Raw genomic sequence first — 22,233 nt, 5'->3', positions numbered from 1 at the left:
ACCGATCCTCCCGCTGCGGCACCCCATGAGTTTCCTGGCCCTCGACATCGGCAACACCCGTCTCAAGTGGGGCCTCTACGACGCCGCGACGCCCGGTGCGACGCTGCTGGCGCATGGCGCCGTCTTCCTAGAAACCATCGACGTGCTGGCCGAGACCGACTGGGCCCGCCTGCCGCACCCCAGCGCAATGCTGGGCTGCGTCGTCGCCGGTGACGCGGTGCGCCGGCGGGTCGAAGAACAGCTCGAACTCTGGGACCTGACGCCGCAATGGGTCGTGCCGCAGGCCACCGGCGGCGGCATCGTCAACCGCTACGACCACCCGAGCCGGCTGGGCAGCGACCGCTGGGTGGCGATGGTGGGTGCCCGAGCCCGTCTGCAGGCCGACACGCCAGTCGGCGCGCCGGTGCCACCCGCCATCGTCGTGATGGTCGGCACGGCGGTCACCGTCGACGCGCTGGACCCGTCGGGCTGCTTCCTCGGTGGCCTGATCCTGCCGGGCTTCGGCCTGATGCTGAAGGCGCTCGAATCCGGTACCGCCGGCCTGCGCGTGCCCACCGGCGAGGTGCAGGACTTCCCGACCAACACCAGCGACGCCCTGATGAGCGGCGGCGCCAGCGGCATCGCCGGTGCGGTCGAACGCATGCACCGCCAGCTCACGCTGCGTTGCGGCGCCACGCCCCGCATCCTGATGAGCGGCGGCGCGGCCGTGAAGCTCGCCCAGCTCCTGCACGACCGCGACATCGAGGTCATCGACACGCTGGTCTTCGAGGGCCTGCTGCGGCTGGCGCGCGAACGCAGCCTGTTGATGCCGGGCTGAACCACTTCAGCGACGACACCCCCGGGCCTCAGGCGCGCCAGCGCGCGATGACCTCGCCCAGGCTGTGCGCGCCCGGTGCGGACAGCGCCAGTCCGGCGCCCGTCAGCGCCATCAGCACGGCGGTCAGCACGAAAGGCCAGGCGGTCCTCCGCACGGCGGTCGACAGCCAGTGCGGCCGGTCGTCGGTCCGCCTCTGGCGATCGAGCCGGCGGTAGAGCGCATACGACAAGGTGCCGTCCAGCAGCAGTTCCGCGAACAGCACAGGCGCCAGTTGCACCAGCCAAGCTGCGGTCACGACCAGGCCCAGCGCCATCGCGGCGACCACCAGCAGCGCCAGCAGCGGAATCGCGCCTTCATCGGCCTCCAGGCTGGCGCTGGCCGCTTCGCCGACCACATCGCCGACAGCGCCCGGCCAACCTTCGACCAAGCCCGCATCGGGCGCCGCGAACGATGCCGTGACGCCCCCGCCGCCGAAGTCACCGCCCCCGCCCGACGGCGCACAGCCCGCCCCGCTGCGGCCCATGCCGCCCGGCCCCTGCACGACCAGATCGGCCACGTCCCACACATCCAGCCGCAGCCAGGCCCACAACAAGGCCAGGAAGACCAGGTAGGCGAACCCCACCGCCAGCGGATAGCGCCACGCCATCGCATCGACGCCGAACACACCCAGCAACAAGGCCGACGCCAGCCAGCCGGCCAGCCCCGTGACCGCGACGATCAGGCTCATCTGCAGCCGCGGCGAGGACAGTCGCTCCAGCTGGCGGCGCAGCTGGGCGAGGGATGCGTGGCGCGATGGGGCGCGGTGAGCCGATGGCTTCATGCGAAAGCGGGCATGACGGCAGCGACGAGGTCGATCTCCACCGTCGCGTCCTTGGGCAACTGATGGACGCCCACGGAGGTGCGCGTGTGCCGCCCTGACTCTCCGAGCACCTCGTGCAGCAGGTCGGAGGCGCCGTCCGCGACCTCGCTGTGTTGGGTGAAGTCGGATGCGGACTGCACGAAGACCGTCAACCGCAGCACCACCGCCACCCGCGACAAGCTGCCCAGCTCGCGCTGAATCAGCGCCAGCGCACGCAGCACGGCGACGCGGGCGGCGTGGCGGGCCTGGTTCAGCGTGACGGTCTCGCCGACCCGGCCGCAGACGACCACCCGATCGCCGATCCGCGGCACCTGGCCGCTGATCCAGACCTGGTCGGCGTGGCGCAGCAGCGGCACATAGTGCCCGCCGATGCGGATCTCGGCCTGCGGGTCCAGACCGACCCCGGCGGCCAGCCGCGCAAACCGTTCATCGGGCGTGTCATGCGTGTTCATCGGGCTTCCCAGCGATCGTGGCGTGGGAGAGCTCAAAGCGGCTGGTGCGCGAACCAGCTGCGGGCCAGGTGGGTGGCGGCAACCAGCACGGCCAGCAGCAGGAAGGTCCAGCGCCAGCCCGTGCCGACCGTGCGCGGTGTGGGTTCGGGCGGCTCGCGGTCGATCGCGCCGGATTCCGGGCCGTCGTCGGACAAGGCGAGTGCGCCGCCGTGGAAGTCGGCCAGCGCGCGCCGGGCGGCGTCCACCTCGTCGGCGGGCACCAGCACACGCACGCCGCCGGTGGCCTGGGTCATCCACGGGTCGGCCTGGATGAAGTTGGCGTCGGCCACGCGCGGATGAAGGCCGACCGCGGCGAGCATGCCGTGCAACAGGTGCGCTTCGGTGGGCGTGGCGCAGGTGGCGATGCGGACGAAGTCGCTCGCGGCGTGGCCGGTCATGGTCGACGCTGCCGGGACGTCCGCGTCGCCTGCAGCGCCAGATCCTGTGCCCGCCGCAGCCGCGTGATGCGCTCGATCAGGTCCAGCGGCAGCGGCTGGTCGAGCGGGAAGCGCAGGTTGCCCTTCTCGCCGGCATAGGGCGCTGCAGCGGCCTGCAGGTCGACGTCGCCCTGGACCGGCGGGTAGAAGCCGATGTGGCGCTTGAAGCCGGCAAAGTAGACCAACACGCCGTGCTGTCGGAGGGCGGGGATCCGGTAGCTGATGACCTCGGTCGCGTCCGGAGCCGCCCGACGGACGGCGGCGCGAACCTGTTCCAGCAATGGCCGCACGGCTTCGGGCTGGGCCGCGATGTAGGCATCGATGTCGCTGCAGGTCGCGGTGACCGGGTCGGTGTCGGGACGGCCCATCTTCGACCTCTTCCGGTCCGGCCCGATCAGGGCGTGCCGGTCGACGGCGTCGCCATCAGCGTGGCCGTCAGCGCCGCGCTCATGTCGCGGTCCAGCGTGCCGACGCCCTTGATGACCCAGCGCCCGCCGTTGCGCCACAAGGTCTGCGCGTTCGCCAGGCGGGTCGACGTGCGGGTGTCGAGCACACGGACCTCGATGCTGGCCTCGGTGCCGCCTTCGAGCACCCACGGCAGGCCGATCTCCAGGCGCGGCCCAAGCTCGCGCACAACCACCAGCAGCAGCAGCGCCGGCGCGTCCCGGCCGCCGCCCGGCAGGCGCTGCAACTCGGCGTCGTTGGACAGCGGCTGCGTGGCCGAGAGGCGGTGGATGCCGCGCACCGCCAGGCAGTCGGTGCGGGCCGCGAAGTCCTGGATGCCCCGCAGCGCGGCCAGCTCACGCCGCACCGGCTCCTTCTGGTCGACCCGCCATTGCGGCGCCCAGTAGATGACCGTCGACACCGGCGGCGAGCCAGGCTGGCACAGCGGCCCGCGCAGCAGCTCACCGGTCGACTGGACCTGGGTGGCGGCGCAGCCGGTCAGAAGCGTGGCCAGGCTCAGGCCCAGCACCAGGGTCATCCGTCGGAAGGACAAGGTTTCCATCAGCATGGCGGCATTTCAGCAGACCCCTGTGTCAGCCGCATCCGGGCTAGCCACACGAGACGTGTCAGCGTTCAACGCCTTGGGTTCAGGCCCGCGCCTGATCCTGCGCCTCGATGAAGGCGCGCCGGAAGGCCATCGGGTCGGAGATGCCGCTGACCGGCGCCTGCGGGTTGCCGGCGCCGGCAATGATCAGGGTGCCGTGGTTGAACAGCCGGCCGAGGATGTCCTGGTCGACCTGGATGCTCTCGACCTTGTTGATGTTGATCTCGACGGTGCTGCGCCGGATCAGGCCAAACTTGACGATCACGCGGCGCGTGGTCACGGCCAGTTCGGTGGTGCGGTAGCGGACCCAGGCCTTGATCAGAAAGATCAGGCCCAGACCGAAGGCCGGCAGCAGGAGTACGCCCAGGGCAATCAGGTGGGCGAGCGACCACAGGCTGATGCGGCCCATGTGCACGATGCGTTCGTCCTGGATCAGGGCGCCTTCGACGTAGCTGGTCATGTGGACAGGTCGGGTTTAGGTTGGATGGGGACGGTGGGCGGAAGACGTGCGGGCAGGGTATCAGCCACGTCATGCCGGGCGGTGCTGCCAGACCCGCAAGGCGCCGATGCGCTCGAAGCCGACGGCGCGGGCGGCGTCGAGGTCGTCGCCGTCGCGTTCGTAGCCGACCAATGGACGGCCCGGCTGATCGCGGGCGATCGCATCGGTCAAGGCGGCCCACGCCCGCATCCGGTCGCCGGTGACGACGAACAGGTTGGAGAGTCCGACCACGCCCGGCGACCGGTTGGCGATGGCGCCAGCGCTGATGTGTCCCTGCGCGTCGAGCACCGCGTAGAAGCCATGGCGCGGGTCCGTCCAGACGGCATCGGGGAACTGCCGCCAGGGCAGCTCGGCGCGGTCGTCGTGGCGCAGCCCATGCCAGGCACGTTCCCAGCGCACGCGGTCGGCGGGGGTGTGCAGGCGCACCGCAGGCGCCGTCGACAAGGGAAAGGCGGCAAGGTCGTCACGCCAGATCCAGTGGGCCGAGAACAACTCGCCCCAGCCGGCCTCGACCAGGTCGAAGGCGGCGTGGCTGTCCTTGATCGTCCAGTCCGGTGCGATCGGCGCTGAGGCCAGCGACGCCAGGACCGCGTCCAGCTCGTCCCGGCCGAAGTCGGCGGCGACGGTGACGAGGTTGGAATGGAAGGGCGGCGGTCGATGCCGGGTCAGCCAGAAAGCTGGCCCGATCACCCCGCCGGCACCGTGGGCGGCGCAGACGGCCTCGCACCAGCAGGCGTTGTTGAGCGCGGCCAGTTCGCGCCGGACCCTGTCGTCCACGGGACGCTCAGCCGGGGATCTCGGCCTCGACCAGCAAGGCCAGCAGCGCCAGCGATTCCTGCCAGCCCATGTGGCAGGCCTCGACCGGGATCACATCGGGGATGCCTTCCTGCACGATGTCCAGCTCGGTGCCGCAGAACACCTGGCGGAAGGTCAAGGTGACCGTCAGCGTGCCGGGCAGGTTGGGGTCGTCGAACACGTCGGTGTGGCGGATGCGCTCGCCGGGCACCAGCTCCAGGTACTCGCCACCGAAGGCATGGCTGTGGCCGCTCGCGAAGTTCGTGAACGACATCCGGTAGGTCCCGCCGACCCGCGCATCGAGGTGATGGACCTTGGCCGTGAAGCCATGCGGCGCGATCCACTTGACCAGCGCATCGGCATCCAGAAAAGCCCGATAAACCCGCTCGGGCGGTGCGCGCAGGACGCGGTGGAGGCGAATGGTGTTGGGCATGCTGGGTGGCTCCAGGGAGAGGCGAGAAAGCGCGACAGGGTCAGGCGCCGGAGCCACGAGTCTAGGCGGGTGCCGACTTGCCTAGACTCGTGCGCCGCCAGCGGCAAGACCGCGAGCGAAAGCCGCCCATCCTCGATCCCCGACAGGACCTGCGAGTTCAACAACCGGTCGCTGGCCAGACTTTGCGCGGGTGCTTGCGCTCACAGCACGTAGCGCGACAGGTCCTCGTTGGCGGCGAGATCGGCCAGGCGGGCGTCGACCAGTGTGGCGTCGATGGTGATGGTCTGGCCGGCGCGGGCCGGGGCGTCGAAGCTGATCTCGTCGAGCAGGCGTTCGAGCACGGTCGACAGGCGCCGCGCGCCGATGTTCTCGGTGCGTTCATTGACGTCGCAGGCGATCTGGGCGAGGCGGCGGATGGCGTCGGGCGCCACGTCCAGGGTCACGCCTTCGGTCGCCAGCAGGGCCTGGTACTGCTTGATCAGGCTGGCGTCGGTGCGGGTCAGGATGGCCTCGAAGTCCTCGACCGACAGGGCCTGCAGCTCGACCCGGATCGGGAAGCGGCCTTGCAGTTCGGGGATCAGGTCGCTGGGCTTGGACAGGTGGAAGGCGCCCGAGGCGATGAAGAGGATGTGGTCGGTGTGGACCAGGCCGTGCTTGGTCTGCACGGCGGTGCCTTCGACCAGTGGCAGCAGGTCGCGCTGCACGCCCTGGCGGCTCACTTCCGCGCCACTGCCACCGCCGTCGTGGTTACGGCTGGCGACCTTGTCGATCTCGTCGAGGAAGACGATGCCGTTCTGCTCGGCGTTGGCGACCGCGCGGCTGCGGATCTCGTCCTCGTTGACGAGCTTGCCGGCCTCCTCGTCGATCAGCAGCGTGCGGGCTTCGGCGATCTTGAGCTTGCGGGTCGTGCGGCGAGCCTGGCCCATCTGCGCGAACAGGCCCTTGAGTTGGTCGGCCATGCCGTCCATCCCGGCTGGCGCCATCACGTCGATCGTCGGCTTGGGGTCGGCCAGGTCGATCTCGATTTCCTTGTCGTCCAGCGTGCCCTCGCGCAGGCGCTTGCGCATGACCTGGCGGGCGGTGCTGTCGGGCACGGGGGCGGGCGGCGGCGCGGGTTCGGCGGCGAAGCCGAACAGGTTGTCGGGCGCCCGCGAGGCGCTGCGCGGCGGCGGCACCAGGGCGTCAAGGAGGCGATCCTCGGCAGCGTCCTCGGCCCGGCTGCGCAAGGCGATCACCTGGCGTTCACGCTCTTGCTTGATGGCGCTCTCGACCAGGTCGCGCACGATGCTGTCGACGTCCTTGCCGACGTAGCCGACCTCGGTGAATTTGGTGGCCTCGACCTTGATGAAGGGCGCATCGGCCAGCCGCGCCAGCCGGCGCGCGATCTCGGTCTTGCCGACGCCGGTCGGGCCGATCATCAGGATGTTCTTGGGCGTGATCTCGCTGCGCAGCGCGCCTTCAACTTGCTGGCGCCGCCAGCGGTTGCGCAGTGCGATGGCGACGGCACGCTTGGCGCCGTGCTGGCCGACGATGTGGCGATCCAGCTCGGCGACGATCTCTTGCGGGGTCAGGGCCATGGGATGGGACTCGTGACGGGTCAGTCCAGCGTCTCGATGACGTGCGACTGGTTGGTGTAAATGCACAGGTCGCCGGCGATCTCCAGCGAGCGCTTGACGATCTCGGCCGGGCTCTGCTGCGTGTGCTCGTGCAGGGCGCGCGCGGCGGCCTGGGCGTAGGCGCCACCCGAGCCGATCGCGACGATGCCGTGTTCGGGTTCGAGCACATCGCCGTTGCCAGTGATGATCAGGGAGGCCGTGCGGTCGGCCACCGCCAGCATGGCTTCGAGCTTGCGCAGCACGCGGTCGGTGCGCCAGTCGCGCGTCAGTTCGACAGCGGCTCGCACGAGGTGGCCCTGATGCTTCTCGAGCTTGGCCTCGAAGCGCTCGAACAGCGTGAAGGCGTCGGCGGTGGCACCGGCGAAGCCCGCCAGCACCTGGTCACGGTAGAGCTTGCGGACCTTGCGGGCGCTGGACTTGACGACGATGTGGCCGAGCGTGACCTGGCCATCGCCGCCCATCGCGACCTGGCTGCCGCGACGCACGCTCAGGATGGTGGTGCCGTGGAAGGATTCCATGAGGGGAGGGCGCAGGGCGAGCTGCGCGGTGCGGTGTCGTCGGTGGAAGCTGGCGCCGAAGCCGTCGATCACAAGTCCGGCGAGGTGTCGACCCAAGGCTGGGTCGACGGGACGCTCAGATGTTGCGGACCGTCACGCGGGCGTGTTCGGTGATGCCCATCGCGCCACAGAACAGCGCGACCAGCCGGTGCGCGTCGATGAAGCTGACACTGCGGTTCTCGGTGCGGCGTGCCAGCACCCAGTTCAGCAGGTCACCCGCCGCGATGAAGTCGATGCGGATCAGGCGGGCGCACGACACGTGGATCATCGAGGCGGTGCCGACCTTGTTCTCGAGGCCCTTGAGCAGGGCACCGATGTCACCAACCAGCTGGCCGTTGAGCTCAACGGTGGAGACCATCGGCACGCTGTCCTCGGCCGCATCGACCTCGGGGAAGGCCAGGCCGCTGTCGGCTGGCTGGGTCGGCGGGGAGACGGTCACGCCGCTGCCGCCGGACACGCGCAGCGAGCAGCGAGCGTTGGACCAGGACGGCGGCGAGACCTCGTAGGTCAGGCAGTAGTCGATCGCGGCCTGATCGAAGTCGGGCGCTCGGTTGGCCAAGCGCAGCGCTTCGAGACGCAGCAGCCAAAAGGCCGGATCGGCGTTGCGGCTGTTGGGCGGCGCCAGATCGGCAAGCAGGGCAAAGAACTTCTCGCCGCCGATCCAGCGCATCTCGATCGGTTCGTTGGACCAGTCGGTCAGCAGCTTGGTCAGCGCGGCGCTGGCCTGGGCGTCGATGCGGCGCACCTGGCGCCAGTCCAGCACCCAGGGCAGCGGCATGCGCAGCAGCTGGTTGCGCAGCTGCTGGACGGCCGGCACGTCGACCAGATCGGGGGCGACCCAGCCGATCGAGCCATCGATTTGCGAGGGCTTGCGAGCCGTCTTGGGGGCGTCGCCGGCAGCCGCTTCGGCAACCATGCGCGGCAGCGAGAACCACTGCGGCGGCGACCAGCCGAAGCGCTGCACATAGTCCATGGCCAGCGCGTCGAACTTGGCTTGCAGGCCGGTGGCACGGTAGAGGTCAAACAGCGCGAACCAGGTCTCGGTGTGCTGGGAACGCTGCGCGCCCGGCGCGATCAGGCCTTGCAGGGTGTGCTCGCACTGCTCGAAGTCGGCGTTGGCAAAGGCGATCACCGCCTCGTCCAGCTCGGGGTCATGGGCCAGCTCGGTCACCTCGACGGCGAAGGCATTCGAGCCTTCACCCAGACCCATCAGTGGCGACAGGGCCGAGATGCCCTTGCTCATCATGCGCGCCGGCGCGCCAGCGTCGCCGCCAGGCCCCGACGAAGGGTCGGGCAGGTTCAGCTGCAGCGAGCCTTCGAGCATCTGCATCGGCGTCGTCGGCTTGAACGCATCGGCGGCGTGGGCCGGCATCATCACCTGCGGAGCGGTGGTGGCGGCAAAGAAGGCATCGGACATCGACGGCGTCGTTGAACGCATCACCGCCGCGCCGCGCCGATTGCCGCCAGACTCGCCGACCATCATGCGTTCGATCGCGTCGATCTTGTCCTTGACGTCGCCCTCGGCGCGCGCACCGCTGTCCTGCGTTCGGACCTCGGAGTCGTCCAGGTGCGAAAGCCCCTCCAAGCCGGCAAGTCCCTCGCCGGTCAGGCCTTCACGTCGGATCTTGCGCAGCATGTCGAACTCGCGCTTGCGCACGAAGTCATTGCGGCGCTTGCGCTCGATCATGGCCTTGAGCTCGGTCTTGGCCTGATCGTCCTCTTTCTGCTCTTGTGGATTGCCGTTCAGGTCTGCCCAATCGGTGGTCGGGTTGAGCGCAAACCGCACCACCTTTCGGAGGAAGCCGCTCTTCTGGGGTTCCTTGGGTTCAGACATGAGGGCTGTGCGATGCCGCGCGCTGGAGGCTGTACGAAGGGTGGCTGCGGCGGGTGCGCGGGATCAGTCGCCGAAGAGCTTCTGCTTCAGTTCCCGGCGCTGTTGCGCTTCGAGGGAAAGTGTAGCGGTCGGTCGTGCCAGCAAGCGGCCGAGACCGATGGGTTCACCTGTTTCGTCGCAGTAACCATAGTCACCAGATTCGATCCGTGACAGCGCCTGCGAGATCTTCTTGAGCAACTTGCGCTCGCGGTCGCGGGTGCGAAGTTCCAGCGCGTGCTCTTCCTCGATCGTGGCGCGGTCGGCCGGGTCGGGGACGATGGAGGTGTCTTCGCGCAGGTGCTCGGTGGTCTCGCCGGCATTGCTCAGCAGGTCGTTCTTCTGGGCTTCCAGGCGAACGCGGAAGAACTCGAGCTGCTTCTCGTTCATGTACTCGCTGTCGGGCATGGCCATCAGCTCGGGCTCGCTCATGTCGCGGCCGGCCTTGTTCTTCCAGGCATTGGCGAGTTTCGGGTCGGCTTTTTGGGCCGCGCGGGTGGCTTCGTTCACAGGCATGGGACGACTCGAGGAGGTTGGCAGGTTGGAGGGCGCTGCGACCACCAGGGCGGTCGAACTGCGGACATCTCGGGCCGATCCGGATGTGCTTCTGATGCTTGTGTGTGACCGGCGGCACGCCCGTCTCGAACGGTGTGCCGACCGGTTTCGGATGCCGTCACCGGCTGCGGGACTGGATCGCCGCTGCGGTGTTGCCGGCCCCGTCGGGCGCGCGGATTGTAGCCACGCAGCCCTGGCGCGCATCGGTGGGGCAAGGTGCGCGTCATGGCTAGGCTCAGGTCGACGTGTCAGGCGTCACACGAGGCAGTGTTCCAGCCCTTGCTGGAACACCTCGCGCGGCAGGTCGATGCCGATGAAGACCATCTTGCTGCCACGCTCCTCGCCGGTGGCCCACTTCGGGCCCAGATCGCTGCCCATCAACTGGTGCACACCCTGGAAGATCACCTTGCGGTCGGTGCCCTGCATCAGCAGGACACCCTTGTAGCGCAGCATCTTGGGGCCGTAGATTTGCACGATGGAGCCAAGGAAGTCTTCCAGCTTGGCCGGGCTGAAGGCCCGGTTGGAGCGGAACACGAAGGACTTCACGTCGTCGTCGTGGTGGTGATGGTGCGGGTGATCGCAGTGCTCGCCATGCTCGTGGTCATGGTCGTGATCGTGGTGCTCATGGGCGGGGCCGTGGCCGTCACCGCTGAGGAAGTCCGGATCGATCTCGAGCTTGGCGTTGAGGTTGAAGCCGCGCAGGTCGAAGACCTCGGCGATCGGCACCTCGCCGAAGTGGACCCGTCGCTGCGGTGCACGCGGGTTCATGTGCTTGAGGCGATGGGCCAGCGCGTCGACCGATGCGGCATCGGCGATGTCGGTCTTGCTGATGAAGATCTGGTCGGCGAAGCCGACTTGGCGGCGCGCTTCCTGGCGGTCGTTCAACTGCTGCGCCGCGTGCTTGGCGTCAACCAGCGTCAGGACCGAATCAAGCAAGTAGCTCTCGGCGATCTCGTCGTCCATGAAGAAGGTCTGCGCGACCGGGCCCGGATCGGCCAGGCCGGTGGTCTCGATGACGACGCGATCGAACTGGATCTCGCCCTTGCGGCGTCGCGCAGCCAGGTCGGTGAGCGTGGCGCGCAGGTCTTCGCGGATGGTGCAGCAGATGCAGCCGTTGCTCATCTGGATGATCTGCTCCTCGGTCTCGGCCACGAGGATGTCGTTGTCGATGTTTTCCTCGCCGAACTCGTTCTCGATCACCGCGATCTTCTGGCCGTGTGACTCGGACAGCACGCGCTTGAGCAGCGTGGTCTTGCCCGAGCCGAGGAAGCCCGTGAGGATGGTGGCGGGGATGAGGCCGGTGGACATGACGGACGACTTTCGCAGGAATGGACGGGGCCGGCGCACGGTTGTGGCAAGCGACCCCTGACATGGGGATGATGCACTGTCTGTCAAGGCCCGGGTGTCGTCAAGGCGCGAAGGACGGGCTGCGAGCGCATGGCCCGTCACGACCATCGGGTATTCTTTGCGCGTCTCCACTTCCGGCATCCCGCCGTGTCCGAACCTCAGCCAGGTTCGCGTTCTCCACGCGAATCGGGGCGCTCCAGCCCCCCAGACCGGCGCTCGCTGTTCGAGCGCGTGCTCGAATTCATCTCGCCCGGCCCGGACTCCACCGCCGAGTTGATCGAATCGCTGGCCGAGGCCGAGCAACGTGAGCTGATCGACCCCGAGTCGCGCGCGATGCTCGAAGGCGTGATCCGCATGGCGGGCCTGACCGCCGGCGATGCGATGGTCGCTGCTCCCCGGATGGACCTGCTCGACATCGCCTCGCCCTACGACGAGCTGTTGGCCAACGTGATCGACTGCGCCCATTCGCGCTTCCCGGTCTACGACGGCGAGCGCGAGAACATCATCGGCATCTTGCTGGCCAAAGACCTGCTCAAGCTGCAGCGGGCACCGGAGCTGAACCTTCGCACCCTGTTGCGACCGGCGGTGTTCGTCCCCGAGTCCAAGGGCCTCAACGAACTGCTGCGCGACTTCCGCTCCAACCGCAATCATCTGGCCCTGGTGGTCGACGAGTTCGGCCGCGTCGCCGGCCTGATCACGATCGAGGACGTGCTGGAAGAGATCGTCGGCGAGATCGAGGACGAGTTCGACGAGAAGGACACCGAGGCCGGCATCTACACGCTCGCCGACGGGAGCCAGCGCGTGGCCGGCGATGCCGACATCGCGGCGGTGGCCGAGACCTTCGCGGTGAGCCTGCCGGTCGATGCGTTCGAGACCATCGGCGGCCTGGTCGCCCACCAGCATGGCCAGGTCCCGCGTCGGGGCGAATCGGTCGATGTGGCCGGCCTGCGCTTCACCGTCATGCTGACCCGGGGCGGGGCGGTGCGCTGGTTCAAGGTCACCCGCGTTCCGGCTGACGAGCGCGACGAGAACCGCTGAACGTTCTCCCCCGATGAGTCCGAGCCCTGCCCTTGCGGCCCCCTGGCCGTCGCGCTTGACCGCGCCAGCTGCTGTGCTCTGCGGCCTGGGGCAGGCGCTGGCCTTGGCGCCCGCATCGTTGCCGGGTCTCCAGTTGCTGTCGCTGGCGGGCTTGTTGTTGCTGGTCGTCGCCGGACGTGCCGGCACCGGCCGGGCTGCGTGGCTAGGTTTGCTGGCCGGCACCGGCTGGATGGCAGGCAGCTTCTGGTGGCTCTACATCAGCATGCACGACTACGGCGGCTTGGCAGCGCCACTGGCCGCCTTGGCGGTGCTGGCGCTGGCCGCTGCGCTGGCGCTGTTGCCAGCCGCCGCGTTGGCACTCTGGCAGCGCGCCCGATGCGGCCTGCCGGTCCCTGATGCGGTCTTGTTTGCGGCGTTGTGGCTGTTCATCGAACTGGCGCGTGGCGAGTGGTTCACCGGTTTCCCCTGGGGCGCCAGCGGCTATGCGCACACCGATGGCGTGCTGGCCACAGCGGCGCCATGGCTGGGTGTGTACGGCGTCGGTGCCGTCGCGGCTGGACTGGCCGCCTGGTTCGCCGGCGAGTCGGCGGCTTGGCTGTCCGGCGGCCGGGAGCGCCGCATCGCGCTGCTGTTGTCCGCACTGGTCCTGGGAGCGGCTGGCTGGGCGCCGGCCTGGCGGGGCCATGACTTCACCGTGGCGGGGACACGCCTGAGCGTCTCCCTGCTGCAAGGCAACGTCAGTCAGGACGAAAAATTTAGCGCCGAGCGCCTGCCCGAGGCGCTCGACTGGCATCTCCAGACCTTGCTGGCGGCCCAAACCGATCTGGTCGTCGCGCCCGAGACCGCCATCCCGCTGCTGCCTGCCCAATTGCCAGAAGGTCTGTGGCAGACACTGACCGCGCAGGTCGCGCGCAGCGACCGTCATGTGCTGGTCGGTGTGCCCCTCGGCGACTTCGAGCGCGGCTACACCAACTCGGTGGCCGGACTCGGGCCAGCCGGCACGCCGCCCTACCGCTACGACAAGCACCATCTGGTGCCCTTCGGCGAGTTCGTGCCGCGAGGCTTCCGCTGGTTCGTCGACGCGATGCACATCCCCCTGGGCGACTTCACGCGCGGCCCGCTGATCGCCCCGCCGTTCCGGGTCAAGGGCGTCGCGGTGGCGCCCAACATCTGCTACGAGGACCTGTTTGGCGAGGAACTCGCGGCCCGCTTTGTCGGCGCGCCGGAAGATGTGCCCGGCGTGCTGGCCAACGTCAGCAACATCGCCTGGTTCGGCCGCAGCGTCGCCGTGCCGCAGCACCTGCAGATCTCGCGCATGCGCACGCTCGAACTGCAGCGGCCGATGCTGCGGGCGACCAACACCGGCGCCACCGTGGTGATCGACCACCGCGGCGAGGTCCGGCACGCCCTGCCGGCCCATCGGCGCGGCGTGCTGGTCGGCGAGGTCGAAGCCCGGACGGGCCTGACGCCCTACGCCGTCTGGGCTGGCCGCCTGGGACTCTGGCCGGCCTGGGCGTTTGCGCTGGTGACCATCGTGTGGCGGCTGCGGCGTCGTTCGCTTGGGATCAGGTTCGACACGCATTGACGTGAACTGGTTGACAGGGCATGTCCTGAACCGTCACTTCGTCACGCTAAAATATTTGGCTCCGTGTGTTCCGCATGCGGCCCCACCCACTGCTGCCACCAGGACCAACAATGATCCGTCTGACCTCCGCCGCCCTCATCGCACTGACGCTGGCTGCATGCTCCAGCACGCCCCCGGCGCCGGCCCCCGCGCCCGCCCCGGCTCCGGCCGCCGCCCCGGCACCGGCTCCCGCGCCCGCCCCAGCCCCGGCTCCCGCCCCGGCTGCTCCGGCCGCCGCAGCGACCAGCAACAACGCCGCCGCCGCCCTGGCGCCGCACCTGGATCCGAACAGCGACCTGTCCAAGAAGCGCAGCATCTATTTCGACTTCGACCAGTTCGTGATCCGCGCCGATGACCGTCCGGTCGTCGAACTGCACGGCAAGTACCTGGCTTCGGCCCCGGCGGTGAAGGTCGTCATCGAAGGCAATGCCGACGAGCGCGGCAGCAGCGAATACAACCTGGCTCTGGGCAACAAGCGCGCTCAGGCCGTCGTGCAGTCGCTCAAGCTGCTGGGCGCCCGTGACGCGCAGCTGGAAGCCGTCAGCTACGGCGAAGAGCGTCCGGTCGCCACCGGCAGCACCGAAGAAGCGTGGGCCAAGAACCGCCGCGCCGACGTCAAGTACCGCTGATCCAGCGGGCAGGGACCTGACGCGCCACGCAACGGTCCCGCCTCCACACGCCCGAATGGCCGGCTGCTCCGGCTGTTCGGGCGTTTTCTTTGGTGCCTCGATTCCCGCCGTGCGGGCGCGAGGCCATGAACGGAAATCTGCGCGATGGCTTTGCTGACCCTGCTCGATGCCAGTCTGGCCTATGGCCATGTGGCGCTGCTCGACCATGCTGCGATGTCGCTCGAAAACGGCGAGCGCATCGGCCTGATCGGCCGCAATGGCAGCGGCAAGTCTTCGCTGCTGAAGATCCTCGCCGGCATGGAACTGCCCGATGACGGCCTGCTGCAGGTCCAGCAGGGACTGCGTCGGGTCTATGTCGCGCAGGAGCCCACCTTCGAGCCCGGTGCGACCGTGTTCGAGGCCGTCAGCGACGGCGTGGCCGAGGCCCGCGACCTGCGCCAACGCTACGAGAACCCGGGGCCGGACGATGATCTGGACACGCTGCAGAGCCGCATCGAGGCGGTTGACGGCTGGACCTGGGAGCAGCGCGTCGACGAGACCCTGCACCGCCTGCAGCTCGATCCCGAGCGCAGGGTGGATGCGCTGTCGGGCGGTCTGCGCAAGCGGGTGGCGCTGGCACGTGCGCTGGCCGCCGCGCCGGACGTGTTGCTGCTCGACGAGCCGACCAACCACCTCGACCTCGACGCCATCCTGTGGCTGCAGGAACTGCTGACCAGCTTCCGCGGCGCGCTGGTCGTCATCACCCACGACCGCGCCTTCCTGGATGCCGTCTCGACCCGCATCGTCGAACTCGACCGCGGCGTGCTGCGCAGCTACCCGGGCCGCTTCTCGGCCTACGAGGCGACCAAGGCGCGCGAGCTGCAGGACGAGGCGCTGGCCCAGGCCCGCTTCGACAAGCTGCTGGCGCAGGAGGAGGTCTGGATACGCAAGGGCGTTGAAGCCCGCCGCACCCGCAGTGTTGGGCGCATCGGCCGGCTGGAGAAGCTGCGCGAACAACGTGCGGCCCGCCGCGACGTGGTCGGCAAAGCCAAACTTGAGCTCGACGCGGGCATGCGCAGCGGCAAGATCGTGGCCGAGCTGGAAGGCGCGGCCAAGTCCTTCGGCGAGCGCACCATCGTGCGCGACTTCAACTACACCGTGCTGCGCGGCGACAAGGTCGGCCTGATCGGCCCGAACGGCGCCGGCAAGACGACGCTGCTCAAGCTCATCCTCGGCCAGCTCGCGCCCGACAGCGGTACCGTCCGTCTGGGCACGCAGATCCAGGTCGCCTACTTCGACCAGATGCGCGAGGTGCTCAACCCCGAGGCAACGCTCGCCGACACCATCAGCCCGGGCAGCGAGTGGGTCGAGATCGGCGGCACGCGCAAGCATGTGATGGGCTACCTGGGCGACTTCCTGTTCGCGCCGGCGCGGGCCAATTCGCCGGTCAAGAGCCTGTCTGGCGGCGAGCGCAACCGGCTGTTGCTGGCTCGCCTGTTCGCACGGCCGGCCAATGTGCTGGTGCTCGACGAGCCGACCAACGACCTCGACATCGAGACGCTGGAACTGCTCGAAGACCTGCTGCAGGACTACCCCGGCACCGTTTTCCTGGTCAGCCACGACCGCACCTTCCTGGACGCTGTGGTCACCAGCACGCTGGTCAGCGAGGGCGACGGTGCTTGGCGCGAGTACGAGGGTGGCGTGGAGGACTGGCTGCAGCAATCACGCCGCGCGGCAGCCCTGGCCGCCAAGGAGGCCAGCAAGGTCGAGGCCCCGAAGGCTGTGGCCACGCCGGTGGCGGCGCCCGTCGCACCGGCCCGTCGCAAGCTCAGCTACAAGGAACAGCGCGAGCTGGACGAACTGCCCGCGCGCATCGAGGCGCTGGAGACCGAGCAGAAGCGGCTGTCCGAGCTGCTCGCCGGCAGCGCGATCTACGCCGAGTCGCCGCAGCGCGTGGCCGAGGTCCATGCCCGGCACGGCCAGATCGATGAGGAGCTGATGACCTTGCTCGAACGCTGGGAAACGCTGTCGGCACCGGCGCGGTGACGCGCTGGGGCGCTGAGGCGCCCAGCCGAGGTTTGCGCCCGACTCAGCCCCGTTCGGCCAGCAGCTGACGCAGGTCGGCCGCCAGGTCGGCGGCCGGCATGCCGTTGCGCACATACAGCCGGATGCGTCCGCGCGGATCGAACACATAGGACGCGGCGGTGTGGTCCATGGTGTAGCTGCCGGGCTCGCGGCCCGGCGCCTTGCGGTAGAAGACCTTGAACATCCGCGCCATGGCCTGGGTCTGGGCGGCGTCGCCCCGCAGGGCCACCCAGTCCGCACCGAAGCTGGCGACGTAGGGCTTCAGCAGTTCGGCGGTGTCGCGTTCGGGGTCGATGGTGACGAGCACCGCGACCACCTTGTCGCCATCGGCGCCCAACAGCTGGCGGACCTCGGCCAGCATCGCCAGCGTCGTCGGACAGACGTCCGGGCAATGTGTGTAGCCAAAGAAGACCACCGGCAGCCGGCCCTTGAAGTCGGCCAGCGTGCGCATGCGACCGTCGAGGTCGGGCATCTCGAAGCGGTTGGCGTAGTCGGCGCCGGTGATGTCGACGGCCTTGAAGGGCGCTCGTGGGGGCTCGTCGCAGCCCGTCAGGCCGACCGACAGTCCCGCCAGCGCCAGGGCGCGGGCCAGCAGTAGTCGACGCGGCGTTATCGGCATCGCCAGCCGTGGCGTGGGCATGGGGCGGTTCACCGTTGCCAAGGCAGCGTGTAGTGGTCGACCAGCAGCGCCGCGAACAGCAGCGACAAGTGCCAGATCGAGAAGCGGAAGGTGGCCCGCGCCAGCGTCTCGCTGTAGTGGCGCCAGAGCTTGAACGCGTAGTGGATGAAGCGGGCGCCCAGCACCAGCGCAGCGGCGAGATAGAGCCAGCCGCTCATGCCCTGCACGAAGGGGAGCAAGGTGGCGGCCAGCAGCACCAGGGTGTAGAGCAGGATCTGCAGCCGGGTGAACTCGTTGCCGTGCGTGACCGGCAGCATCGGCAGGCCGGCGCGGGCGTAGTCGTCGGCGCGGTAGAGCGCCAGGGCCCAGAAGTGCGGTGGCGTCCACAGGAAGATGATCAGGCAGAGGATCATCGATTCGGGGCCGACGTCGCCGGTCAGTGCAGCCCAGCCCAGCACCGGTGGCATGGCGCCCGAAGCGCCACCGATGACGATGTTCTGCGGCGTCAGCGGCTTGAGCACGACGGTGTAGATCACCGCATAGCCCACGAAGGTGCCGAAGGTCAGCCAGGCCGTGAGCGGGTTGACGCCTGCGTGCAGCACCACCATGCCCGCGCCGCCCAGCACGGCCGAGAACACCAGCGCCTGCGTGCGGCTCAGTTCACCGCGGGCGGTTGGGCGCCACGCGGTGCGCTTCATGCGGGCGTCGATGTGTTGCTCAATCAGGCAGTTGAAGGCCGCCGCCGCGCTGGCGACCAGCCAGATGCCGACGGTGCCCCAGAGCGCCAGCCGGGCCTGTTCCAGGTCGGGCAGGCCCGGGACGGCCAACAGCATGCCGATGGCTGCGCAGAAGACGATCAGCTGGACGACCCGTGGCTTGGTCAGGGCGAGGTACTGTCGCCAGGGCGAGAGGGACGGCGCGGCGGCGCTCGAGGTGGCGTTCATGCGGACTCGGGTGTGGCACCCGGCGTGGCGCGGACGCGCGTGGCCGGGCGGGACGGCCATTGGCCGCCAGGTTCGGGAACGGTGAGGCGGGTCGAGGCGGCCAGCGACGCAGCGAGCACCGCGACAAGCGCTGCAGCGCCGGCGGTGTGGGCGAGTGCGGCGACCAGTGGCCAGCCCAGCACCACATTGGACAGACCACTGACGAATTGCCAGGCCGCCAGGGCGATCAGCCAGGTGCCGTAGGGCCGTGCGCGGACGTCAACGTCCCGTCGCAGCGCGATGCCCAGCGCCAGCATCGCGGCCAGCACGACGAAGGCGGCCAAACGGTGGGTCATGTGGATGGCGGTCAGTGTGGCCAGCGAGAGTTGCTGGCCGGCAGCGTTCAGCCCCAGGGCCGGGCGCCATTCGAAGGCGTGCGAGTAGTCCATCTCCGGCCACCAACGGCCTTGGCAGGTCGGGAACTCGGTGCAGGCCAGCACGGCATAGTGGGTGCTCACCCAGCCGCCCAACATCACCTGCACGATCACCAGCAGCAGCACCGCCAGCACGGCACGGCGCAGGCCGGCACTCAGGGCGACTGGGCTGGGCCAGAGCCCGTCACCCGTGACCGCACTGCCCGGCGTGGCCAGGCCGGCGGTGTAGCGCTGCGCCTGCACCGCCAGCAGGGCCAGCAGGCCGATGCCGCCCAGAAGGTGCAGCGTGACGATCCCGGGGTTGAGCTTCATGGTCACCGTGAGCGCGCCGAAGGCACCCTGCAGGCAGACCCAGAACAGGCTCAGCGTGGCCCAGCCGGGCGAGATCGCAGCCGTGGCATGACCGCTGGTGCGCACCGACCGGCGTGCAGCCCGCCACGTCCAGGCACACAGCACGATCAGCAGCATGCCCACGCCGGTGGCGAGGTAGCGGTGGATCATCTCGATCCAGGCCTTGCCGTGTGTCACCGGGCCAGTTGGCATGGCGGACTGGGCCGCCTGGATCTCGCTGCGGGCGCCAAGCGGACTGACGCTGCCGTAGCAGCCCGGCCAGTCGGGGCAACCCAGGCCCGAGTCGGACAGGCGGGTGTAGGCGCCGAACACGATCAGGTCGAAGGTCAGGAACAGCGCCAGCAGGGTCAGCGCCCGCAGCCGTTCTGGCGTGCCGGCATGGCGATGGCGGCGCAACAGCCACAGGAGCGGCCCGCCGGCCAGCAGCAGGCCGATGCCGGCGAGCAGCAGGACGGGGCTCATGTCGATCAGCTCCGCGTTCATGGTGTCGACTCAGAGGGTGTCGCGACCCGCCCGGTCCCAGGACGCGGCGGCGCGCAGCAGCCGTTCGAGGTCACGGCGGACCTTGGCCGGGTCGAAGTCGGCGGGCACCCGCATCATCCATTGCCCGTGCGGGTCGACCAGATAGAGGTGATCACCCAGCCGGCGACCCGCTTCCGCTTCGAGCCAGTTGGCAACCTGGCCCTCGACGGCGCGCAGCACGGTGGCTTGTGCCATCGCCGGCAACAGCTCCGGGCGCGGCGCTGCTTCGCCGGTCACCAGCCAGACGCGGTCCAGCCGCTCTTTCTCTCGTCCCAGCCCTTCGCGCAGCTGGCGCTGGGCATAGAGCAGCGTCTCGCAGTTGCTGTCGCAGGCGCCATCGGACACCACCACCAGCAGCCACTGGCCGCGCAAGGTGACCGGATCGACCGGCCGGCCGGCGAGGTCCTGCAGGCTCAGCTGGGTGGCCGAGGGCACCGAGCGTGGCGGCAAGATCAGCGTGCTGTAGTTGGAGTGCGTCTGAGGCCGGATCACGTAATACGTGAAGTAGGAGGCGATCACCGGTGCGGCGCACATCAGCAGGATAAGCAGCATGCGCAAGCGGCCGCTGCGGGTGCGCTGGTCTACCTCGATGGGCTGGACCGGCAGGCTATGCACCGTCAGGCCGAGCGGTGCGTCCTCGTCAGGCCGTGGCGCTGCGACGCTGCTGGAGGCGGGGACGGATGAGTTGGAACCAGACATAGAGTCCTGCGCTCAGGGCGCTCAGGGCGAACCATTGGGCGGCGTAGCCCAGGTGCTTGTGGATGTCGACGGCCGGCGCCGGCCAGTCGCGCAACAGTGGCGCCTCGTCGGCACGGACCGGATCGGTCTGCAGGATCGACGCCGGCCGCAGCGGCAGGCCCAGGGCCGAGGCATGGGCGGCGAGGTCGAGATTCTGGCGGATGAGTCCCTGACCGGCGTCACCGAAGTCGTAGAGCTTGGACGGTGGCGGGGCAATCCTGCCCTGGACCTCCTGATCGCCCGCCGGCTGGGGCAAGGGCGCGAGCCGGGTGCGGTCCTGCCCATCGCGCGGGATCCAGCCGCGCACGACCATCACGGCATCGCCGGGCGCCAGCACCAGCGGCGTGACAACGTGGAAGCCGGGGCGGGCCTGCATCTGCCGGTTTTCCAGGTAGACCGTGCCGTCGTGGCGCCACTGCCCCCGCAACGTCACGAGGCGATCGTGCAGGGACGGGTCAGCTGCGCGTTCGACCGGCCAGTCTGCCGCTGAGAGCGGGGGCAGGGCGTGGCGCGAGGCGATCTGCTGCTGCAGCCGCGTCTTCTGGTCGGCGCGGTCGAGTTGCCAGACGCCGAGCCGTGCGGTCACTGCACAGACCACCACGGCGGCCGCCAACACGAACAGCTGCTGGCCGCGGCGTGACGGACGGGGCTCGGGCGGGGGGTGGGTGGAATAATCGGTCGCCATGAAACTCATCATCGGATTGGCCTTCGTCGTCATTCTCGGAGCGCTGGCCTCAGCCGGTGTCTTCATGCTCAGGCGTCCCCGCGAGGGCGACGATCAGGATGGGCGTTCGCACATGGCGCGTGCCCTGACGGTGCGCATCGGCGTGTCGGTCGCGGTCTTCCTGTTTGTGCTGCTGAGCTGGTTCATGGGCTGGATCCAGCCGACCGGCGTGCCGCTCAAGCCGATCTGATCGACGGCCGTTCAGCGTCTGCCCCGCCAATAAAAAGAGCGCCCGCGAGGCGCTCTTTTTTCTTCCCTGCTGCGGTCTAGGGCCGCTCTCCGGGTGGGTGGCAGACGGCGGTGCCGGGCACCGCCGGGGTCCGCCTCAGAACCAGTAGACGACGATGTAGAGGCCGAGCCAGACGACGTCGACGAAGTGCCAGTACCAGGCCGCGCCTTCAAAGCCGAAGTGGCGCTTGGCGCTGAAGTGGCCCTTCTGCAGACGCAGCGTGATGAACAACAGCATCAGCATGCCGACGAACACGTGGAAGCCGTGGAAGCCGGTCAGCAAGAAGAAGGTCGAGCCGAACACGCCCGAGGACAGCTTGAGGTTCAGGTCGCTGTAGGCGTGGGCGTATTCATAGCCCTGGAAACCCAGGAAGACGATGCCCAGCAGCACGGTGACCCACATCCAGCGGATGCACTTGGCGCGCTGGTCAGCGATCAGCGCATGGTGCGCGATCGTCAGCGTCACGCCCGAGGTCAGCAGCAGGGCGGTGTTGATGGTCGGGATCGGCCACGGGCCCATCGTCTTGAACGCATCGACCGTTCCGGCCGGCGCGGCCGTGATGCCAACGCCGGCGCTGGGCCACAGCGCCTTGAAGTCCGGCCACAGCAGCGCATTCTCCAGGCTGCCCAGGCTCGGCACCGACTGCACACGCAGCCAGTACAGCGCACCGAAGAAGGCGGCGAAGAACATCACCTCGGAGAAGATGAACCAGGCCATGCTCCAGCGGTAGGAGACGTCGATGCGGTCGCTGTAGAGACCGCTTTCGCTCTCGCCGGCGGCCTCGCCGAACCACTGGCGCAGCACCACCGCCACCCAGGCCAGGCCCAGCATCAGGGAATAGGCACCCCAGCCGTGGCCGTTGATCCACTGGCCGGCGCCAAGAATCACGAAGAACAGGCCAATGGCCATCATGACCGGGTGCCGCGAGGGCGCCGGGACGTAGTAGTAGGGCGTGACGCCCTTGCTCGCTGCCGACATGTCTAGCTCCTGAAACTGGCTGATGTCTGTGGTTGT

General features: G+C 69.1%; 25 protein-coding genes. 6 read left to right on the top strand and 19 right to left on the bottom strand.

Annotated elements, in window-relative coordinates; all coding sequences use genetic code 11:
- Positions 1–25: 25 nt before the first annotated feature.
- Positions 26–817 (top strand): type III pantothenate kinase, encoded by a 792-nt coding sequence (locus tag EV685_RS09930; RefSeq protein WP_130481868.1) that lies wholly within the window; start codon positions 26–28, stop codon positions 815–817.
- 28 nt (positions 818–845) lie between these two features.
- Here the strand turns inward: EV685_RS09930 and EV685_RS09925 are convergent, their stop codons facing one another.
- The 13 genes from EV685_RS09925 to EV685_RS09865 all read right to left on the bottom strand — a co-directional run bounded on the left by EV685_RS09925 (position 846) and on the right by EV685_RS09865 (position 11,285).
- Positions 846–1,637: a hypothetical protein gene (locus EV685_RS09925; protein WP_242615526.1), complete on the bottom strand. Its 792-nt coding sequence runs from the start codon at positions 1,635–1,637 to the stop codon at positions 846–848.
- Positions 1,634–2,128 carry a RidA family protein gene (locus EV685_RS09920; protein ID WP_130481867.1) on the bottom strand — a complete coding sequence of 165 codons (495 nt, stop codon included), beginning with the start codon at positions 2,126–2,128 and terminating at the stop codon, positions 1,634–1,636. Before EV685_RS09920 ends, EV685_RS09925 begins: the two co-directional genes overlap by 4 nt.
- A gap of 32 nt (positions 2,129–2,160) precedes the next feature.
- Entirely contained in the window at positions 2,161–2,565 is a 405-nt protein-coding gene (locus EV685_RS09915) for a putative signal transducing protein (protein ID WP_130481866.1), read from the bottom strand.
- Positions 2,562–2,972, bottom strand: coding sequence for an iron chaperone (locus EV685_RS09910; protein ID WP_130481865.1), 411 nt, complete (start codon positions 2,970–2,972; stop codon positions 2,562–2,564). Before EV685_RS09910 ends, EV685_RS09915 begins: the two co-directional genes overlap by 4 nt.
- A gap of 26 nt (positions 2,973–2,998) precedes the next feature.
- Positions 2,999–3,616, bottom strand: a complete 618-nt coding sequence (locus EV685_RS09905) for a hypothetical protein (protein ID WP_130481864.1) — start codon at positions 3,614–3,616, stop codon at positions 2,999–3,001.
- Between the two features lie 79 nt (positions 3,617–3,695).
- Positions 3,696–4,112: a PH domain-containing protein gene (locus tag EV685_RS09900; RefSeq protein WP_130481863.1), complete on the bottom strand. Its 417-nt coding sequence runs from the start codon at positions 4,110–4,112 to the stop codon at positions 3,696–3,698.
- A gap of 69 nt (positions 4,113–4,181) precedes the next feature.
- The gene (locus EV685_RS09895) at positions 4,182–4,928 is read right to left on the bottom strand and encodes a hypothetical protein (RefSeq protein WP_130481862.1); all 747 of its coding nucleotides are present in this window, start codon (positions 4,926–4,928) and stop codon (positions 4,182–4,184) included.
- A gap of 7 nt (positions 4,929–4,935) precedes the next feature.
- Positions 4,936–5,379, bottom strand: coding sequence for an SRPBCC family protein (locus tag EV685_RS09890; protein WP_130481861.1), 444 nt, complete (start codon positions 5,377–5,379; stop codon positions 4,936–4,938).
- 200 nt (positions 5,380–5,579) lie between these two features.
- A complete protein-coding gene (gene hslU, locus EV685_RS09885; RefSeq protein ID WP_130481860.1) occupies positions 5,580–6,956 on the bottom strand; it encodes an ATP-dependent protease ATPase subunit HslU in 1,377 nt (458 codons plus the stop codon).
- 20 nt (positions 6,957–6,976) lie between these two features.
- Positions 6,977–7,513: an ATP-dependent protease subunit HslV gene (gene hslV / locus EV685_RS09880; protein WP_130481859.1), complete on the bottom strand. Its 537-nt coding sequence runs from the start codon at positions 7,511–7,513 to the stop codon at positions 6,977–6,979.
- A gap of 115 nt (positions 7,514–7,628) precedes the next feature.
- Complete coding sequence (locus tag EV685_RS09875) at positions 7,629–9,386, bottom strand: hypothetical protein (protein ID WP_130481858.1); 1,758 nt, start codon at positions 9,384–9,386, stop codon at positions 7,629–7,631.
- Between the two features lie 63 nt (positions 9,387–9,449).
- The gene (dksA, locus tag EV685_RS09870) at positions 9,450–9,938 is read right to left on the bottom strand and encodes an RNA polymerase-binding protein DksA (RefSeq protein WP_130482343.1); all 489 of its coding nucleotides are present in this window, start codon (positions 9,936–9,938) and stop codon (positions 9,450–9,452) included.
- 294 nt (positions 9,939–10,232) lie between these two features.
- On the bottom strand, positions 10,233–11,285 hold the full coding sequence (locus tag EV685_RS09865) for a CobW family GTP-binding protein (RefSeq protein ID WP_130481857.1): 1,053 nt from the start codon (positions 11,283–11,285) through the stop codon (positions 10,233–10,235).
- A gap of 186 nt (positions 11,286–11,471) precedes the next feature.
- On the opposite strand from EV685_RS09865, the gene EV685_RS09860 reads away from it, so the two are divergent.
- From EV685_RS09860 to EV685_RS09845, 4 genes are all read left to right on the top strand, one after another.
- Positions 11,472–12,362, top strand: a complete 891-nt coding sequence (locus EV685_RS09860) for an HlyC/CorC family transporter (protein WP_130481856.1) — start codon at positions 11,472–11,474, stop codon at positions 12,360–12,362.
- A 13-nt stretch (positions 12,363–12,375) separates the two neighbouring features.
- Positions 12,376–13,947: an apolipoprotein N-acyltransferase gene (lnt, locus tag EV685_RS09855; RefSeq protein ID WP_130481855.1), complete on the top strand. Its 1,572-nt coding sequence runs from the start codon at positions 12,376–12,378 to the stop codon at positions 13,945–13,947.
- 110 nt (positions 13,948–14,057) lie between these two features.
- Positions 14,058–14,615, top strand: coding sequence for a peptidoglycan-associated lipoprotein Pal (gene pal / locus EV685_RS09850; RefSeq protein WP_130481854.1), 558 nt, complete (start codon positions 14,058–14,060; stop codon positions 14,613–14,615).
- A 144-nt stretch (positions 14,616–14,759) separates the two neighbouring features.
- Positions 14,760–16,640, top strand: a complete 1,881-nt coding sequence (locus tag EV685_RS09845) for an ATP-binding cassette domain-containing protein (RefSeq protein WP_130481853.1) — start codon at positions 14,760–14,762, stop codon at positions 16,638–16,640.
- A 43-nt stretch (positions 16,641–16,683) separates the two neighbouring features.
- Here the strand turns inward: EV685_RS09845 and EV685_RS09840 are convergent, their stop codons facing one another.
- The 5 genes from EV685_RS09840 to EV685_RS09820 are packed head-to-tail and all read right to left on the bottom strand — an operon-like array spanning position 16,684 to position 20,951.
- On the bottom strand, positions 16,684–17,319 hold the full coding sequence (locus EV685_RS09840; RefSeq protein ID WP_242615525.1) for an SCO family protein: 636 nt from the start codon (positions 17,317–17,319) through the stop codon (positions 16,684–16,686).
- Between the two features lie 8 nt (positions 17,320–17,327).
- Positions 17,328–18,242 carry a heme o synthase gene (cyoE, locus tag EV685_RS09835; protein WP_130481852.1) on the bottom strand — a complete coding sequence of 305 codons (915 nt, stop codon included), beginning with the start codon at positions 18,240–18,242 and terminating at the stop codon, positions 17,328–17,330.
- The gene (locus tag EV685_RS09830; protein WP_130481851.1) at positions 18,239–19,489 is read right to left on the bottom strand and encodes a COX15/CtaA family protein; all 1,251 of its coding nucleotides are present in this window, start codon (positions 19,487–19,489) and stop codon (positions 18,239–18,241) included. The genes cyoE and EV685_RS09830 overlap by 4 nt, the downstream gene beginning before the upstream one ends.
- A gap of 9 nt (positions 19,490–19,498) precedes the next feature.
- Positions 19,499–20,227 (bottom strand): SCO family protein, encoded by a 729-nt coding sequence (locus EV685_RS09825; RefSeq protein ID WP_130481850.1) that lies wholly within the window; start codon positions 20,225–20,227, stop codon positions 19,499–19,501.
- On the bottom strand, positions 20,169–20,951 hold the full coding sequence (locus EV685_RS09820; RefSeq protein WP_130481849.1) for an SURF1 family protein: 783 nt from the start codon (positions 20,949–20,951) through the stop codon (positions 20,169–20,171). The genes EV685_RS09825 and EV685_RS09820 overlap by 59 nt, the downstream gene beginning before the upstream one ends.
- Between EV685_RS09820 and EV685_RS09815 the strand changes: the two genes are divergently transcribed.
- Positions 20,950–21,180: a DUF2909 domain-containing protein gene (locus tag EV685_RS09815; RefSeq protein ID WP_130481848.1), complete on the top strand. Its 231-nt coding sequence runs from the start codon at positions 20,950–20,952 to the stop codon at positions 21,178–21,180. The genes EV685_RS09820 and EV685_RS09815 overlap by 2 nt on opposite strands.
- Positions 21,181–21,315: 135 nt before the next feature.
- On the opposite strand, the gene EV685_RS09810 is transcribed toward EV685_RS09815, so the two are convergent.
- A complete protein-coding gene (locus EV685_RS09810) occupies positions 21,316–22,197 on the bottom strand; it encodes a cytochrome c oxidase subunit 3 (protein ID WP_130481847.1) in 882 nt (293 codons plus the stop codon).
- Between the last annotated feature and the right edge of the window lie 36 nt (positions 22,198–22,233).

This window comes from Sphaerotilus mobilis, assembly GCF_004216565.1.
Taxonomy (GTDB): domain Bacteria; phylum Pseudomonadota; class Gammaproteobacteria; order Burkholderiales; family Burkholderiaceae_C; genus Sphaerotilus; species Sphaerotilus mobilis.
This window is presented reverse-complemented; position numbering and strand designations above follow the sequence as displayed.

Excerpts from the sequence above, each read along its gene's own strand:
- EV685_RS09930 (WP_130481868.1), top strand. The coding sequence starts at position 26 with ATGAGTTTCCTGGCCCTCGACATCGGCAACACCCGTCTCAAGTGGGGC.
- EV685_RS09925 (WP_242615526.1), bottom strand. The coding sequence starts at position 1,637 with ATGAAGCCATCGGCTCACCGCGCCCCATCGCGCCACGCATCCCTCGCC.
- EV685_RS09920 (WP_130481867.1), bottom strand. The coding sequence starts at position 2,128 with ATGAACACGCATGACACGCCCGATGAACGGTTTGCGCGGCTGGCCGCC.
- EV685_RS09915 (WP_130481866.1), bottom strand. The coding sequence starts at position 2,565 with ATGACCGGCCACGCCGCGAGCGACTTCGTCCGCATCGCCACCTGCGCC.
- EV685_RS09910 (WP_130481865.1), bottom strand. The coding sequence starts at position 2,972 with ATGGGCCGTCCCGACACCGACCCGGTCACCGCGACCTGCAGCGACATC.
- EV685_RS09905 (WP_130481864.1), bottom strand. The coding sequence starts at position 3,616 with ATGCTGATGGAAACCTTGTCCTTCCGACGGATGACCCTGGTGCTGGGC.
- EV685_RS09900 (WP_130481863.1), bottom strand. The coding sequence starts at position 4,112 with ATGACCAGCTACGTCGAAGGCGCCCTGATCCAGGACGAACGCATCGTG.
- EV685_RS09890 (WP_130481861.1), bottom strand. The coding sequence starts at position 5,379 with ATGCCCAACACCATTCGCCTCCACCGCGTCCTGCGCGCACCGCCCGAG.
- hslU (WP_130481860.1), bottom strand. The coding sequence starts at position 6,956 with ATGGCCCTGACCCCGCAAGAGATCGTCGCCGAGCTGGATCGCCACATC.
- hslV (WP_130481859.1), bottom strand. The coding sequence starts at position 7,513 with ATGGAATCCTTCCACGGCACCACCATCCTGAGCGTGCGTCGCGGCAGC.
- EV685_RS09875 (WP_130481858.1), bottom strand. The coding sequence starts at position 9,386 with ATGTCTGAACCCAAGGAACCCCAGAAGAGCGGCTTCCTCCGAAAGGTG.
- dksA (WP_130482343.1), bottom strand. The coding sequence starts at position 9,938 with ATGCCTGTGAACGAAGCCACCCGCGCGGCCCAAAAAGCCGACCCGAAA.
- EV685_RS09865 (WP_130481857.1), bottom strand. The coding sequence starts at position 11,285 with ATGTCCACCGGCCTCATCCCCGCCACCATCCTCACGGGCTTCCTCGGC.
- lnt (WP_130481855.1), top strand. The coding sequence starts at position 12,376 with ATGAGTCCGAGCCCTGCCCTTGCGGCCCCCTGGCCGTCGCGCTTGACC.
- pal (WP_130481854.1), top strand. The coding sequence starts at position 14,058 with ATGATCCGTCTGACCTCCGCCGCCCTCATCGCACTGACGCTGGCTGCA.
- EV685_RS09845 (WP_130481853.1), top strand. The coding sequence starts at position 14,760 with ATGGCTTTGCTGACCCTGCTCGATGCCAGTCTGGCCTATGGCCATGTG.
- EV685_RS09840 (WP_242615525.1), bottom strand. The coding sequence starts at position 17,319 with ATGCCCACGCCACGGCTGGCGATGCCGATAACGCCGCGTCGACTACTG.
- cyoE (WP_130481852.1), bottom strand. The coding sequence starts at position 18,242 with ATGAACGCCACCTCGAGCGCCGCCGCGCCGTCCCTCTCGCCCTGGCGA.
- EV685_RS09830 (WP_130481851.1), bottom strand. The coding sequence starts at position 19,489 with ATGAACGCGGAGCTGATCGACATGAGCCCCGTCCTGCTGCTCGCCGGC.
- EV685_RS09825 (WP_130481850.1), bottom strand. The coding sequence starts at position 20,227 with ATGTCTGGTTCCAACTCATCCGTCCCCGCCTCCAGCAGCGTCGCAGCG.
- EV685_RS09815 (WP_130481848.1), top strand. The coding sequence starts at position 20,950 with ATGAAACTCATCATCGGATTGGCCTTCGTCGTCATTCTCGGAGCGCTG.
- EV685_RS09820 (WP_130481849.1), bottom strand. The coding sequence starts at position 20,951 with ATGGCGACCGATTATTCCACCCACCCCCCGCCCGAGCCCCGTCCGTCA.
- EV685_RS09810 (WP_130481847.1), bottom strand. The coding sequence starts at position 22,197 with ATGTCGGCAGCGAGCAAGGGCGTCACGCCCTACTACTACGTCCCGGCG.